Origin of the sequence: Streptomyces armeniacus, from assembly GCF_003355155.1 — a bacterium.
Taxonomy (GTDB): Bacteria; Actinomycetota; Actinomycetes; order Streptomycetales; family Streptomycetaceae; genus Streptomyces; species Streptomyces armeniacus.
The window spans coordinates 2,581,163-2,596,063 of record NZ_CP031320.1 but is presented as its reverse complement, the minus strand read 5'-3'; the positions used below and the strand labels follow the sequence as shown (position 1 = coordinate 2,596,063).

Here is a 14,901-nt window from a genome sequence, read left to right as displayed (position 1 = left end):
ACGTGATCGACTCGGCCGTTCGACCTACGCCGCGCCGGGCCGGACACCGCCGGGCGGGGCCGCCGGGCCGCGGCACCCGCCCGAACGCCCCCCCCGAACGCACGGCGGGGCGGACGGAAAGCCCGCCCGCCCCGCCTCGTTGTCTGCTACCGCGCGAAGGTCGCCCCCAGCTGCGCGCCGTCCTCCGGCGCGCCCAGCTGCCCCGGCCCGAAGGACCGTACGCCGTCCGTCGTCAGCCCGTCGTCCGCGCCGCGCAGCACCCACGCCGCGCCCGTGTCGGTGAACCCGGCGCCGTCCTCGCCCGGCGTGCCGACGCCGAGGTCGCGCAGGTCGTCCCCGTCCGTGTCCTGCAGCGACACCGCGCTGCCGAACCGGTCGCCCGCCTCAGCGACGCCCGGCACCCCGGCCACCGACTGGTCGAAGGCCTGCGCGCCCTTGCCGCTCAGGCCGCCGTCCGCGCCCTTGAGGAGCACGACGGCGCCGGTGTCGTCCTGTCCGGCGCCCAGGTCCTCGTACGGGACGCCGACCGCGATGTCCGCCCGGCCGTCGCCGTTCACGTCACCGGAGGTGAGGGCGTAGCCGAACTGGTCGCCCTCCTCGTTCGCCCCGGGCACGCCCGCGCTGCTCTGGTCGATCGTGGCCGTACGGTCGCTGAGGCCGTTCTCCGAGCCGTAGATGACCTTCAGCGTCCCATGGTCGTACGGCAGGTTCTCGACGACGCCTCCGGGCACCGTACGGAGGACGAGGTCGCCGTAGTGGTCGCCGTCCACGTCGCCGACCGTGGCGGCTGCCGCGTCGTCCACCTCTGTGGACTTGTCGGCGATGCCGCCCTCGGCACCCTTCCAGAAGAGGCTCTTCTCCGACATCTCCTCGAACGCGTGCATGCTGACCAGGTCGTCCGCGCCGTCCCCGGTCATGTCACCGGCGACGAGGTCGGTCGGCGCGTCGATCTTGTCGGTGGTCAGGTCGCCGCTGCCGGCCGCCTGTCCGTCGCGGTGGAACGGCCCGTACAGCACCTTCATGTTGGCGGTCTCGTCGTTCTCGGAGCTGCCGGAGATGAGGTCGGCGTTGCCGTCGCCGTTGAAGTCGCCGCCGACGAGGTTGGAGCCGTCCGCCTGGAGACCGTCGGCCAGCTGCTTGCCGCCCGTCAGCCCCTTGTCGGGCGAGCCCCACAGCACGGTCACGCCGTCCGACCGGTAGCTGCCGACGGCGAGGTCCGTACGGCCGTCGCCGTCCAGGTCGCGGGCGACCGCACGTACGCCCCAGCGCGCCTCGGCGGCCGGGTCGCCCGGCACGCCCTCCGTCGCCTGGCTGATCACCTGCCGGTGCCCGGTGTCGGTGCCGTCGGCCGAGCCGTACACCACCGCCACGTAACCGGCCTTGGCCTGGCCGGCCACCGTTCCGCCGGGGGCGGTGACGAGGTGGTCGGCGAAACCGTCGTCGTTGAAGTCGGCGGTGGGCGCGACACCGGCGGGGATCTCCGCGGCCGCGTCCTCCCCCGCGTCCCCCGGTGCGGCCCCGGCCGAGTTGAGCGCGACGGCCGACCCGGCGGCCAGCAGCACGGCGACACCGGCCAGCCGTGCGATCTTTGCGTTTGGTCGATAACGCATGTGTTCTCCCGTGAGGAAAGTCCGGGCGCCGGGCCCGCGGTGCGGTGCGCCGGGGCGGATTGGTGAGGGGATGCCCGGAGTTGGTGGGGGGTTCATCTCGTGTACACACAGCCAGACATACGACCGGGGGCGATGGTTGTGCGCGATCCGGAATCAGTGGTGGCACGTTCATGCGAGGGCGCGAGGGCGACGCACCGCGGGCGCGTGAGAGGGTCTGGGCCGACCGTACGGACCGACCTCAGGGAGGCGGCATGGCCACCAAGTGGGGCCTGATCGTTGAGGAGAACCACGGCTACGGACGTGCCAACAAGCTGTGGGCACCGCATGTCATCGGGCATCTGGAGGGCACGCACGAGCAGGCGATGCGGGCACTGCGCAAACAGGCCCGCGACTTCTCGCCCGTGCACCCGACGTCGCCCCGCAGGCGGCGGCTCTACGAGCAGGCCGACGGCATCCTGCTGGTGGTGGACGGCGTGACGGACACGTACCACTGCCGGTTCAGCGTCGCCGAACTCATCCACGACAGCGCGGACCTCGAGATGGGATGATCAGCGTCCTCCGGAGCACAGCCGAAAGGGTCCGCCCGCCATGTCCCCCGTCCCCGCCGACCCGACAGTCCTGCACCCGTTGCCCGACCAGCCGCGCGTCGTCCTGCTGAAGCCGCTGGTGACCTCCGAACTCATCGAGGTCGGCGAGTTCACGTACTACGACGACCCGGACGAGCCGACCGCGTTCGAGACCCGGAACGTGCTCTACCACTACGGCCCGGAGAAGCTGCGCATCGGCAGGTTCTGCGCGCTGGGCACGGGGGTGCGGTTCATCATGAACGGCGCCAACCACCGTATGGACGGCCCCTCCACCTTCCCGTTCCCGATCATGGGCGGCTCCTGGGCCGACCACTTCGACCTGATCACGGGGCTGCCGGGGCGGGGCGACACGGTCGTCGGACACGACGTGTGGTTCGGGCACGGAGCCATGGTCATGCCCGGCGTCCGCATCGGGCACGGCGCGGTCATCGCGTCCGGCTCGGTGGTCGTCGACGACGTGCCCGACTACGGCATCGCCGGCGGCAATCCCGCCAGGCTCATCCGCCGCCGCCACGACGACGCGGACGTCGCCCGCCTGCTGGCGGTGGCCTGGTGGGACTGGCCGCTGGAACACATCACGGAGCACGTGCGCGCCGTCATGTCGGGCACGCCGGCCGACCTGGAACGGCTCGCGCCGTCCTCCTGACGCCCTGCTCCGCACCGTTGGAGCGTCAGCGGGCGGAGAAGCCGTACACGGTGGTGCTGCGGTACGTCTCGCCCGGCCGCAGCACGGTGGAGGGGAACCGCGGCTGGTTCGGCGAGTCCGGGAAGTGCTGCGTCTCCAGGCAGAACCCGTCCCCCTGCCGGTAGCTGTGGCCGCCGCTGCCCACGGCCGTGCCGTCGAGGAAGTTGCCCGTGTAGAACTGCACGCCCGGCTCCGTCGTCGATACGGTCATCACGCGGCCGGAGACGGGCTCCCGTACGGTGACGGCCGGGCCCGGCCGCGACGTCACGCCCTTGTCCAGTACGAAGTTGTGGTCGATGCCCTGCCCGTAGCTCACCTGCCGGTGGCTGTCGCGCAGATCGGCGCCGATGGTCTTGCCGCGGCGGAAGTCGAACGGGGTGCCCGCCACGGGGGCCAGTTCGCCGGTGGGGATGAGGGTCTCGCCGACGGGGGTGTAGCGGGCGGCCTCCATCCGCACCTCGTGGTCGTGGACGGTGTCGCTGCCCTCGCCCGCGAGGTTGAAGTAGGTGTGATTCGTCAGGTTGACCACGGTGGGCCTGCTGGTGGTGGCCGTGTAGTCGATGCGCCACTCGCCCCTGTCGTTCAGGGTGTAGGTGACGCGTACGCGGAGCCGGCCGGGATAGCCCGCCTCCCCGTCGGCGCTGACGTACGTGAGCGCGATCCCGGGGTCCGCGGCTCCGGTGCCTTCGGTCCCTTCGGCGTCTCCGGTGCCTCCCGTGCCGGTGCCTCTGGCGCCTTCGGTGAGCGGCTCGACGTCCCACACCCGCTTGTCGAAGCCCCTGGGGCCGCCGTGCAGGCTGTTGGGGTCGTCGTTCAGCGGCAACTGGTACTCGGTGCCGTCGAGTTCGAACCTGCCGCCGGCGACGCGGTTGCCGTAGCGGCCGATGAGCGCGCCGAAGTAGTACGTGTTGTCTTTGCCGGCGTAGTCGTCGAGCGTGGCGTAACCGAGGGACACGTTCGCGGTCCGGCCGTCCCGGTCCGGCACCTCCAGCGACTGGACGGTGCCGCCGTAGGACAGCACGCGCAGCCGGGTGCCGCCGTTCGCGAAGGTCCAGGCGTACACCTTGGTCCCGTCGCCGAGCCGCCCGAACAACTCCTTGCGCGGCGCCTCATGCCCACGGCCACGGCGGCCGCCGCCGTCGCCAGCAGCGCTGCCGGCGCGCGTACGCGGGGCGGCACTTGCCACCGGCGCCGCCGCCACGGGAATAGCGGCGGCAGCACCGGCCGCGGTCAGCACGGACCGTCTGCGGGGTCCCTGGGATGTCATCGGTGAGGCTCCTTCACCACGGGTGCGCCAATGTCACGTTCGTAATTTCGAACCACGTACGGGATTACGCACAGCGCGACGCTACTCCTCCCCCTCCCCAAGTCAACCCATCCGACACCCCCCCCCCGGCGCCCGAACTCGACCCGCTGCACGCGCGCTTCGGCGGACAGAGCCGCTCCCCACCGCTTCAACCTCGTGGACGCAGGTGTCAGTTATGCGAAGCCAACACCTATGCGGCCTGTGGGAAACGCCAGCGATTCACTTCGCGTTGTAGGCCGCATTGGCCCAGCCCGTTATATCAGCTAGGCGACCTCCAGAATTAGATATGTCACCCTCTGGAATTCCTACTTCCCGGGCACGCTCGTGGATCAGATTTCGAAGTCGCGGGTAGCCGTTTTCCTCGTAGTCCTTGCTCAGCTCAGCTTCTGATTCCGCACTTCCTTTGTCACTGCTCTCCCCGCTCAGAGCTTCAGCACGTATCCGGGTAAGAGCTCCTACGACCGACCCGGCTTCCACAACGACTTCGCGTGCCTCATCCGTGTCACCACGGGGCTCTACAGATAGAATCCTTCTATCCAGCTGCTGAATATCCTCCGCGATATAGCCCATCTGGGCTTCTCGAACCGCGTGAAAACTCTTGCTGTCCTCAGCGACCGCCCGGATGAAACCCCTCAAGGACGTCTGCTCCACTTTGACTCGCTGTTCAGGGTATCCACCATCTACCTGGCCACCAAGAATCTCGTGCACTTCCCGGGAATAATAAGTGAGAGCGCTGGCCATGTTGCCCCGGATTTGACCCGGCATCCGGGAATAGTCGTTGGCGGTGTGCCGCGCATATGCATTGACAACATTCTCGAAGGCACGGATCTGTTTATCGGTGTGCGGAACAGGGTCTTTCGGTCGAGCAGCCCCTGGCGGGCGGCCAGTCATCGCTGACTCCAGTCTTTCACCGCAACGGTCAATCGAGTCCGACCTCCCCTCATCCTTCAATGGGAGCACGCTTCGACAGAACCGCGCATCGTCTTCCGGTTTCTCATCTTCACACGAAAGCATGGTGAACACGCCGACGACCACGAGGATCACCGCAATTCCAATTACCGCAAGGCGCTTAGAATTCTTGGCGCCAGCGTCCCGGAACCTAATCAACTAGTCTCCCCGGTGGATCCACGCGCATTGCCCATTCCATTGTTATACCAAGAGTTTGCCTCACCGCGAAGATCTCCCACACCTCTTCCGGTAGCCATAATCTCACTGTCGGAAATACCAGTCGCCCTGGCCTGTTCGTGGATCATTTCACGCAGGCGAGGGTATCCTCTCTCCTCATACTCCGTGATCAATTGCTCCTTTGTCTTGTCGGCCACGTCATTATTGAGGTTCTCGGCCTCCTGCCCTGCGCCAATATCAAGAAGCCTCTGGAAGGTGTCACCGGCACCCGGAACCATCGTGAGCGGAACACCGAAAGTATGATACTTATAGGTCTTGTTCCAGTTATTCTGGCTAACCTGGTCATCTCGTTGATCGCCAAGGGCATCAGCACGTATATGATCCAGAGTTCCCATGGTTCTCCCGCCTTCACGCACTGCAGAAACTGCCTTATCAGTGACGTCCGTAAAATCGCCCCTATCGAGTGCTTGGATCTGATGCGCGGTATATGCGACTTGTGAGTCATGAATGGTACGGAACGCTCCCCCATCTTCAGATGCCGCACGAATAAACCGAGTCATGGTCGCTTCATTGACACCGCTCACGTTATTGGACCCGGTCGACATGTCAGATTCTGCGAAGTCAAAATCCCTGCCGAGGATCTCATGGACGTCACTCGGGTAGTAGGCGATAGCATTGGCCATGTTTTGCCTAATATTGTCAGGCATGGCGCCAGGGTCGACTTTGGTGATTTCCGCATACGACTTGACGACGTTCTCAAATACCCGAGTCTCCGCATGACTATGTTCCGTGAATTTCGCTGGCGCATCCGCTCCAGGGGTATTCCCGGTCATCGCTGCCTCGAGAGCCGCCCCGAACCCAGTACGATTGTCGGCGTCTTGAGTGTCACTCCCTCTTGGGATTGCAACACCATCGCTATCAATTCGGTACTGATTGATGTGATCCCAATCGCGTTCAGCTTGAAGATAGTGGAGCCGTTCGCTGCCCAAGTTGGAACCGGGCGTGTCAAAGTAGGATGTCGCCGCGCCAGGATCTTTGCTCATGATCCCCAGCACACCGTCAAGTGGGTCATTAGCGAACCAACCGTTGCCGCTTCGCGACGTGCCGTCTTCGTTCGCGCCGCCGGAATAAGTGCCATCCAGATCCCAAATGTCGGGATCACCCGTCTCGGCATCGCGAATGTCATCGGCGAGCTGGTGAACAAATGCCTCGTCGTAGCCGCTACCCTGCCTCATAAGAGTGATCAGACTCTGGTAACCGCGAGCTTTCTGATCCGATACGGTGACTCGCTGGTCGTTGACGACCTCAAGGTCGTACTCCTTCACTCCGGCTTTCCTCAGCTCCCTGAGCCACCTCGCAGTAAAAGCCTTGTCAGCGGCTTGGTCGCGCCCCTTGACCATCGTTGCAGTCTTCAGAGACATCGCCAGCTGCTTTTCCAAGCCAAGGTACTGTTTCTTCTTGTCGGTGTCGTCGTAATAGGCGCGATCATTCAATCTGTTGGTGAGCTTGATGGTGCCGTCGGCCCCGAGCGTGTTCAGCAGCGTACGGCTGTAGCTCGTATTGTCCGAGTTGTCCCGCATCAGGCGGCGGAACTCTGTCATTTCCTTGGGCGACAGGTCCTCGCCGGAGTTCAGCTTCGTTCCCAGTTCCGCACCGCGCCTGCCCTCGTACTTCTCGACGTCGCCCATGGCCTTGCTGTTGAAGCCGCGGGACTCGCCCTTGCCGTCGCTGTCCTTGGTCACGTTCTGGAGGGCCAGCTTGATGCCGTGGTCCGCGTCGGAGACTTTCCGTACTGCGTCCGCTATCGCTTTGGTCCAGCTGTTCTCGGTTTCTGCCAGTCCCGGGTCGTGGCGAGCGGCGGTGGCCTCGCCTTCCGTTGCCTTGTCGTAGTCGAAGTTGCAGACTCCGTCGGCGCTGACCTTCATCCCCGCGGCGATCGCCTCGTCCCGGACCTTCTCGACGCCCTTCTTCAGCTTCGACAGCTGTGTGTGGGCGTCGTCCAGGAGGTTTCCGATGGCCGTCGCCTGCTTCTTCGCGCCGAAGAACTCGTGGTACGTGACGTCGGACGACGCGCTGAACATCGTGGCGGAGACGCCCCTCCACGAGCCGTTCTCGGTCAGGCCGCGGACGTGGTCGCGGTAGTTGGTGCGCAGTTCGCCGAGTTTCGTACCCATGGCGCGCCACGCTTTGGCGGCCTCGGTGAGTGAGGACAGGTCCGTGTGGATGACATCGTGGTAGGTGAGTGGCATGTCAGTTCCCCGTGAAGTCCGAGATGTTGCTGCGCGGGTGGAGACCGTTGTCCTTGCCGAGGGCGAACTGGCCGGCGGTGAAGGTCTCGTTGCTCCGGAACAGGTTGTTCGTCGTTCCAAGGGCGGACATCTCGCTGCTCAGCCGGTTCGTGAGGTTCTTCAGCTGACGGTCCCACTCGGTGAGGCAGTGCTTCAGTCCGGCCTTTGTCTCCCAGCCGTCCAGTGCGCCGGGGCTGATCGCGCTCGAAGCGCTGCTGCTCCCCGTCACGGATTCCGAGTCCGTGTCCGCCTTGGCGCCGGCCTTCTTCACGGCAGGGCCCAGTGTCTCCTGGATGTACGTGGCGGCCTTGCGCTTCTCGGACTCCACGTGCGACAGCCCGTCGGTGTCGCCACCGGACCCACGGTCGGCCGGCATCTGATTGAGCTGCATGTGTGTGGCGTTGGACTGGTGGTTGGCCCACTCGTCGTCAAACGACATGCTGTTCCCCCCGGTTCGGTCAGGTCGCGTTCGGATGGTGCGGGTCAGTGCGCGACGAATTCCGTCGCGCGATCAACCGTCGGTGCCGTGGGGCGAGTCGGGGGAACCGTCTCTCGGGGACGGGCGGCGTGTGGAGTCCCGTTCCGGGGCGGCCACCGTTCGGTGCCGGCACGCGCGGTACCAACCCCGGGGCCGGGAGCCCGTGTTGAGTCCCGCCGTCGTACGCCGCCAAGCCGGTCCGCCTCGTCCGCACATGGTGTCAACTACTCCTCGTAGCACCGGACATCATCCTAGTGACAGCGCGAGGAAGTCACACCGGTGGGCGCCATCGTGACGTCCCCGCGCCCAGAGCATTCTGTGACGGGAGTGTCACGCGTCGCATGAGTACGCATACCTAGACCGTGGCCTCGGACGAGTGACAGTCAAGGCGGCACGCGACCGTCGGGCGCGGCCCACGGCAACGCCTGTGCGCAGCGCCCGAGTCGGCTACGGCCACGGAGCCGCGGAACCGCAGCGCCACGGAACGCCCGGCGCGAGGCGTTACTGCTGCGGTGTCCCCACCGCCGCCTGGGGGCGGATGGGGAGGCGGACCACCGGGCGGCCCGTGGCCGAGCGGACCGCGCAGGCCACCGCTGCCGGGGAGACGACCACCGGGACCGCCGACGCCGCCTTCGCGCCGAAGGGCGCGACGACGTCGCGTTCCTCGATGAGCTTGACGATGCGGATGTCCGGCGCGTCCAGCGACGTGGGCAGCGCGTACCCCGTGAGGTCCGGGCGGCGGACGACGCCCTTGGCGACGCGGAGGTGTTCGCTGAGCGCCGCGCCGACGCCCTGGGTGACGCCCGCTTCGATACGGGTGCGGAGCTGGCGCGGGTTGAGTACGCGGCCGACGTCCTGGGCGATGGACATCTCCACCACGCGGATCGAGCCGAGTTCGATGTCGACGTCCACCACCGCGCGTACGGCGGCGAAGGCCAGCCCGACGAACGCGTCGCCCTGGCCGGTCTCGTCCAGCGGTTCGGTGGGGTGGGGGCGGCACTGGGCGGTGGCCCAGAGTTCCTTGCCCTCCAGGGTCTCGGCGACGGTCGTGGAGAGCACACCGTCGTACGACGTGATCTTGCCGTCCGCGATCGTCAGCAGCTCCGTGGACATGCCGAACTTCGCCGCCAGCGGCTGCAGCAGCTGCGTACGGACCATCTTCGCCGCGCGTTCGACCGCGCCGCCCGACACCCAGGTGTGCCGGCCGCGGGCGCCCGCGCCCGCGGGGGGCTGGTCGGTGTCGACGGAGGCGACGTGGACCTCCTCGATACCCAGCGTCTCCTGGACGATCTGGCGGGCGAGGGTCGAGAAGCCCTGGCCGGTCTCGACGGCGGCGCAGAGGACCGTGGCGACGGGCCCGTTGACCTTGACGGTGGCGGTGGACACCTCGTCGGCGCCCTCCGTGCCGAGCATGTGGACCATGCCGAGGGCGTAGCCGACGCCGCGCCGGACCGCGCCGGGTTCGCCCGCGCCCTCGGGGCCGCCGGGGAGCAGCCAGTCGGTTTCGGGGCTGTCCTTGGGCAGCGGCGGGAGGGGGGCTTCGCGTACGGCGTGGAGGAGCTCGGCGACGGGCGCCGGGCAGGTCACGGTCTGGCCGGTGGGCAGCAGGTCGCCGGTGGCCAGGACGTTGCGCATGCGGATGTCGGCGGGGTCGAGGCCGAGCTCGGCGGCGAGCTTGTCCATCTGGCCCTCGTACGCGGTGCACACCTGCATCGCGCCTTCGCCGCGTACGTGGCCGGAGGGCGGGTTGTTGGTACGGACGGCCCAGCCGTCGATGACCGCGTGCGGCACGACGTACGGGCCGGCGGCGAAGGAGACCGCGGCGGCGAGCGCGTCGGAGGAAGTGTCGGCGTATGCGCCCGCGTCGAGCAGGATCTGCGCCTCGACCTTGAGGAGCTTGCCGGAGCGGTCGGCGTGGTGCCGGTACCGCAGGAGGGTGGGGTGCCGGTGGGCGTGCGCGAGGAACGACTCCTCGCGGGTCGCCGCGATCTTCACGGGGCAGCCGGTGCGCATCGCGAGCAGCCCGAGCGGCACCTGCATGCCGGTGTCCTCGCGGTCGCCGAGCGCGCCGGGGACGCCGGTGACGACCAACTTGACCTGTTCCGGGGGGAGTCCGAAGCAGGCGGCGGCGAGGTCGCGGTCGGTGTGGGGGTCGGTGGAGGCGGTGTAGATCTCGACGCCGCCGTCCGGGCACGGCACGGCCAGGGCCGCCTCGGCGCCGATGGGCGCGGGGTCCTGGCGGCCGATGCGGTACAGGCCCTCGACGACGACCTCGCCGGTGACCTCCGGGTCGCCGTACCGGAGCGGGATGTGCCGGATCAGGTTGCCGTCGGGGTGCAGCGGCTCCGCCGTGAACGACTCCTCGGGGTCGGTCAGCGGCTCCAGCGGCTCGTACTCGACGGCGATCGCCGCCGCCGCGAGCCGCGCCGTGTCGGGGTGGTCGGCGGCCACGGCGGCGATGGGCTCGCCGTGATACCGCACGAGTTCGCGGGCGAACGCGGGCCGGTCCGCGACCCGCCGGCCGTGCGCGGCGTCACCGGGCACGTCCTCGTGCGTGACGACGGCGCGTACGCCCGGCATCGCCGCCGCCTGCGCCGTGTCGATCGAGACGATACGGGCGTGCGGGTGCGGCGAACGCAGGATCGCCGCCCACAGCAGGCCCTCCGCCCACAGGTCCGCCGCGTACGCGAAGGCGCCCTCGGCCTTGGCCGCCGCGTCGACGGGCGTGAGCGACGCGCCGAGGCCGTGCGCGTCGGACGGCGCGGCGGGCCCGGCGCCCGAGCCGAGCGGGGTGCCGTGGGCCGGGGTTGCTGTGACGGCGCCGGGGCCGTCGGCCGTACCGGTCATGGCGCTGCCTTTCCGCGTCGTCTGCCGGGGAGGGGCCCCGGGGTGCTGCCGGGATGCCCGGAGTCCGTGTGCCCGTAGTGGTGTACGTACGGCCCGGGGCCGCGAGTTCCCGGGCCGGAGACGGTGGGGGCGTACGGGCGGTTCACGCGCCGCCTCCGGGGTGGTGCGGATGCGGGTGCGCGCCGGGGTGTACGCCGCCACCGCCGGGGGGCGCCTGGTGCGGGATGCGCGCGGCGTCGGCGTCCGCGCCGGCCGGGCCGCCGCCCTGAGCGCCGCCGCCAGCGCCCGCGTCCGAACCGGCGTCCGCGGGGCGGCCGTTGGGCGAGGGCCGCTCGGGCTCCTCCTCCGCCGCCGCCCGTGCCGCGCGCTCCTCCGCGACGGTGTGGACCGCGTCGAGCACGCCGCGGTAGCCGGAGCAGCGGCACAGGTTGCCGCTGATCGCCTGCCGCGTCTCCAGGTCGGTCGGCGAGTGGTTCCCCTCGAGCAGGTCGTGGACGGCCATCGCGAGCCCGGGTACGCAGAAGCCGCACTGCACCGCTCCGCACTCGGTGAGCGCGCGCTGTACGTCGGAGGGCATGCCGTTGGCGGCCAGCCCTTCGACCGTACGGACCTCGCTGCCCGCCGCGGTCGCCGCAGGCACCAGGCAGGAGGCCACGAGGCGGCCGTCGACCTGTACGGAGCAGGCGCCGCACTCGCCCTGCGAGCAGCCGTCCTTGGCGCCGGCGAGGCCGAGCCGCTCCCGCAGGACGTAGAGGAGGGACTCGCCGATCCAGGCGCCGGTGACGGGGCGGTCGGCGCCGTTGACGTGCAGGACGTAGGAGGTGTGCGGGTGCTGGCTGACGGTGGGGACCGGCTCCTGGGCGGCGGGGTCCGGGGCGTCGGCGTCCGCCTCGTCCTGCGCCCCGGCTGCTTCTGCCGGGTCTGCCGGGTCTGCCGGGTCTGTGACTTCTCGGCCGTCGTGGCCGTCGTGACCCTCCGGGTCGCCCGAGGCGCCGGAGGCGTCCGAAGTGCCCGGTACGTCCGGGGAGTCGGCCGGTCCGGACGGCTCCGGCGCGGGCTCCGGGCCCGCCTCCGGCCCTGACTCCCGTACGCCGGCCGCGTCCTGTGCGTCCGGGCCGCTCTCCGCGTGGGCGTCGGCGGCGTCGTGCCCGTCGCGTACGGCATCGGGGGCCGCGCCCTCCGTACCGGCATCCGTCGTACCCAAGGGCGGGACAGGGATGTGGTATTCGCCCGAATCGTCCGCGCGGGTGTGGTCGCCGTAGCCGCTGTCCCAGCGGGGGGCGGAGCCGGGGGCCTCGCCCCAGCCGCCGTCCACGGGGTCGGCATAGCCGGACGGGTTCGCTTCCGGCAGCGGCCCGCCGCCCGCACCGGGCTGCGGGGCGCCCTGCGCGGGAGTGCCCTGTACGGGTGTGCCGTGCGCGGGTGCGTCCTGTACGGGTGTGCCGTGCGCCGGGGTGGACTGTCCGGCCAGCCGCAGCCCCAGCCGGTGGCCGGGGTCGCCGGAGGGTACGCCGTCGGGCGGCGTCTGGTCCTGTACGGGTGCCCGGCCGGGCTGCTCGCCCGGCAGTTCGCCGGGACGGGCGGCCGTTCCGGCGTCCGGACCGTGGGCCTCGGCGGGCAGTTCGCCCGGCGCGCCGCCGGGTACGCCGCCCGCCCCGGTGCCCGGGTCCGGCCAGCGCACGTCACCCGGCGCCGTACCGGAACCGGGCACGCCCGGACCGGCTCCCGTACCGGGCACGGCTCCCGTGGGACCCGCGCCGGCGAACGGCACCTGGCGGCGGGCCAGTCCGTCGGCGAGATGCGCGTCCTGGGCGGCCGCGCCGTCCGGTCCCGCAGGCGACCACGCGGCGGCGCTCTGCGCGCCAGGACCGCCCGGTACGGCGGCACGTCCGGTGCCGGGTCCCGCGCCGGGACCCGTCCCCGGGCCCGTTCCGGCGCCGTCCTGCGGGCCGTTCGCGGTGTCACCTGCCGAGGCACCACCCGAGGCCGCGCCTCCCGTGCCGAGCGGCCGCCGCTGCGTACGTGCTTCGTGCGAGCCCGCGAGCGCCGCCGCGGCGCCCTGGCCCATGGCGCCGGCCGATCCCGGCGCGCCGCCCTCGTCCTGCGCCGCGCCCACGCCCGCGCCCGCGGCATCCGCCGCGCCCTGCCCCGCGTCCTCCTGCGCGGCGAACGGCATCGTCCACTGCCCCGTCGCCGACGGGTCGGTGGTCGCGGCGGGTGTCATCGGCGTGCCCGGGCCGGGTTCCATGGGCGGCGGTGTGTAGCCGCCCTGTCCGGTGCCGGGCGCGGCCAGCGGGCTCTCGCCGTGGAACGCACCCGTGTCGTACGGCCCCTGCTCCCCCGCCTGTCCGGCGGGCTCGGCCGGGCCCTGCCGCCGTACGGGCGGCCAGCCTCCGGCGGGCATCTGTACGAACCCGGTGGCCTCCACGTCGTAGCCGCCGCCCCAGCCCTGGGGTGCGGCCGCGGGGAGTTGCTGCGGGTGCGGCTGCTGCTGCGCGTGCGGCTGCCCGGCCGCGTACCCCTGCTCGGCGCCGTACTGCGGCTGCCCGCCCGCGGGCGGCTGCTCGCCGTACTGCGCGTACTGCTCGGAGGGCTGCTCGCCCGCGTACTGGCCGCCGTACTGCGCGGTGTACTGCTCGGGGTGCTGTTCGCCCGCGTACTGCTCGCCGCCCGGGTGCGGCGGCGGCTCGTGCCCCGCGTAGACACCGTCGGGGTCGCCGTACACACCGTCGGGGTCGTGGGAGCCGTGCGGCTGCGGCTCGTTGCTCATGCGAGTGCCCTCCCGAGTCCCCGGCGGGCCAGTGCCGCCACCGTACGCCGCAGGTGCAGAGCCGCGGGGGGCAGCGGCGGGGGCTGTTCGCCGCCCTCCTCCGCCGGCGGCGGGTCCGGGATGCAGGCCATCGCGACGTAGTCGCCGAACGCGGCCAGCGCCTCCGGCGCCAGCCCGCGCTGCCCGTCCCAGTCGATGAGGGACGCCACCCACTGTTCCGCTTCGAGCGGCCGCAGCGGCATGGGCGCCACAGCGCCGATCGCGCACCGTACGTTGCGCCGGGCCGGGTCCAGTACGACGGCGGCCGACGCGAGGGCGCGCCCCGGGCCCGTTCGCCCGGTCGCCTTCAGGAAGGTCTGCGGGGCGTGCAGCAGCGGCACCCGTACGTATCCGACCACTTCACCGGCGTGCAGCAGCTCCATCCCGGCGAGCAGGTGGCTGGCGGGCACCTCGCGCCGCGCGCCGCCGGGGCCGGCGATGATCAAGGTGGCCTCGAGCGCGGCCAGTACGGGCAGGGTGTCGCCGGTCGGGGCGGCGCTGACGATGTTGCCGCCGAGCGTGCCCGCGTTCCGGATCTGCGCGGGTCCGGCGGCGCGCGCGCTCGCCGCGAGCGCGGGGATGAGCGCGGCGAAGTCGGGGCGGCCCATACGGGCGAGGGTGAGGCCGGCGCCGAGCAGCGCGTGCCCGTCGAGGTACTCCCAGCCGCGGATCTCACCGATGCGTCCGAGGCCCACGAGCGCGGCGGGGCGCAGCTGCCCGGAGTTCACACTCGCCATCAGGTCGGTGCCGCCCGCGACCGGCACCGCGGCGGGCATGGCGGCCAGCGCCGCCACGGCCTCGTCGAGTGTCCCCGGCAGCGTCACCGGCTGCGCCGCCGGGTGTCTGTCCGCCGGTGTGACCGGTGGCGTGACAGGCTGCGCAGTGGACTGCGCCGCCTGTGGCGCATGCGGTGCGTGCGTGCTCAATCCAGCTGCCCCTTCCCCGGTTGTCCCGGCTGCACGCCGTACGGTACGTGCTCGCAACCCGGACATGGCAACTCTGGCACATCTCGACCGGCTGTTGACGCGAGGGTCCGTGAAGGGACGGTTCGTCCGTGGAACAGCGGGCGGAACCCGTTATCGCGCGGTGTCACCGTTGGGCGTCAATTGCCGTTCTTGAGCAGTCTTGTACCGGTTTCCCGTCCGGGGCACCCCAGGCTCCCAGCC

Annotated in this window: 10 protein-coding genes; 2 read left to right on the top strand and 8 right to left on the bottom strand. The window is 70.5% G+C overall.

What is annotated here, in order from left to right; translation table 11 throughout:
* Positions 1 to 146: 146 nt before the first annotated feature.
* Positions 147 to 1,610 carry an FG-GAP and VCBS repeat-containing protein gene (locus tag DVA86_RS11295; RefSeq protein ID WP_208877835.1) on the bottom strand — a complete coding sequence of 488 codons (1,464 nt, stop codon included), beginning with the start codon at positions 1,608 to 1,610 and terminating at the stop codon, positions 147 to 149.
* 251 nt (positions 1,611 to 1,861) lie between these two features.
* On the opposite strand from DVA86_RS11295, the gene DVA86_RS11290 reads away from it, so the two are divergent.
* Both DVA86_RS11290 and DVA86_RS11285 read left to right on the top strand, forming a co-directional pair.
* Complete coding sequence (locus tag DVA86_RS11290; RefSeq protein WP_208877833.1) at positions 1,862 to 2,158, top strand: hypothetical protein; 297 nt, start codon at positions 1,862 to 1,864, stop codon at positions 2,156 to 2,158.
* 40 nt (positions 2,159 to 2,198) lie between these two features.
* Positions 2,199 to 2,843, top strand: coding sequence for a CatB-related O-acetyltransferase (locus DVA86_RS11285; protein ID WP_208877831.1), 645 nt, complete (start codon positions 2,199 to 2,201; stop codon positions 2,841 to 2,843).
* 25 nt (positions 2,844 to 2,868) lie between these two features.
* On the opposite strand, the gene DVA86_RS11280 is transcribed toward DVA86_RS11285, so the two are convergent.
* The 7 genes from DVA86_RS11280 to DVA86_RS11250 all read right to left on the bottom strand — a co-directional run bounded on the left by DVA86_RS11280 (position 2,869) and on the right by DVA86_RS11250 (position 14,727).
* Complete coding sequence (locus DVA86_RS11280; RefSeq protein WP_208877829.1) at positions 2,869 to 4,149, bottom strand: aldose epimerase family protein; 1,281 nt, start codon at positions 4,147 to 4,149, stop codon at positions 2,869 to 2,871.
* Between the two features lie 258 nt (positions 4,150 to 4,407).
* Positions 4,408 to 5,232, bottom strand: coding sequence for a hypothetical protein (locus DVA86_RS11275; protein WP_208877827.1), 825 nt, complete (start codon positions 5,230 to 5,232; stop codon positions 4,408 to 4,410).
* A gap of 59 nt (positions 5,233 to 5,291) precedes the next feature.
* On the bottom strand, positions 5,292 to 7,562 hold the full coding sequence (locus DVA86_RS11270) for a hypothetical protein (protein WP_208877825.1): 2,271 nt from the start codon (positions 7,560 to 7,562) through the stop codon (positions 5,292 to 5,294).
* Position 7,563: 1 nt separating this feature from the next.
* Entirely contained in the window at positions 7,564 to 8,040 is a 477-nt protein-coding gene (locus DVA86_RS11265; protein ID WP_208877823.1) for a hypothetical protein, read from the bottom strand.
* A gap of 540 nt (positions 8,041 to 8,580) precedes the next feature.
* The gene (locus DVA86_RS11260; RefSeq protein WP_208877822.1) at positions 8,581 to 10,926 is read right to left on the bottom strand and encodes a xanthine dehydrogenase family protein molybdopterin-binding subunit; all 2,346 of its coding nucleotides are present in this window, start codon (positions 10,924 to 10,926) and stop codon (positions 8,581 to 8,583) included.
* Between the two features lie 142 nt (positions 10,927 to 11,068).
* Positions 11,069 to 13,696, bottom strand: a complete 2,628-nt coding sequence (locus DVA86_RS11255; RefSeq protein ID WP_245996492.1) for a 2Fe-2S iron-sulfur cluster-binding protein — start codon at positions 13,694 to 13,696, stop codon at positions 11,069 to 11,071.
* Positions 13,693 to 14,727: an FAD binding domain-containing protein gene (locus DVA86_RS11250; protein WP_208877821.1), complete on the bottom strand. Its 1,035-nt coding sequence runs from the start codon at positions 14,725 to 14,727 to the stop codon at positions 13,693 to 13,695. Before DVA86_RS11250 ends, DVA86_RS11255 begins: the two co-directional genes overlap by 4 nt.
* Positions 14,728 to 14,901 lie beyond the last annotated feature (174 nt).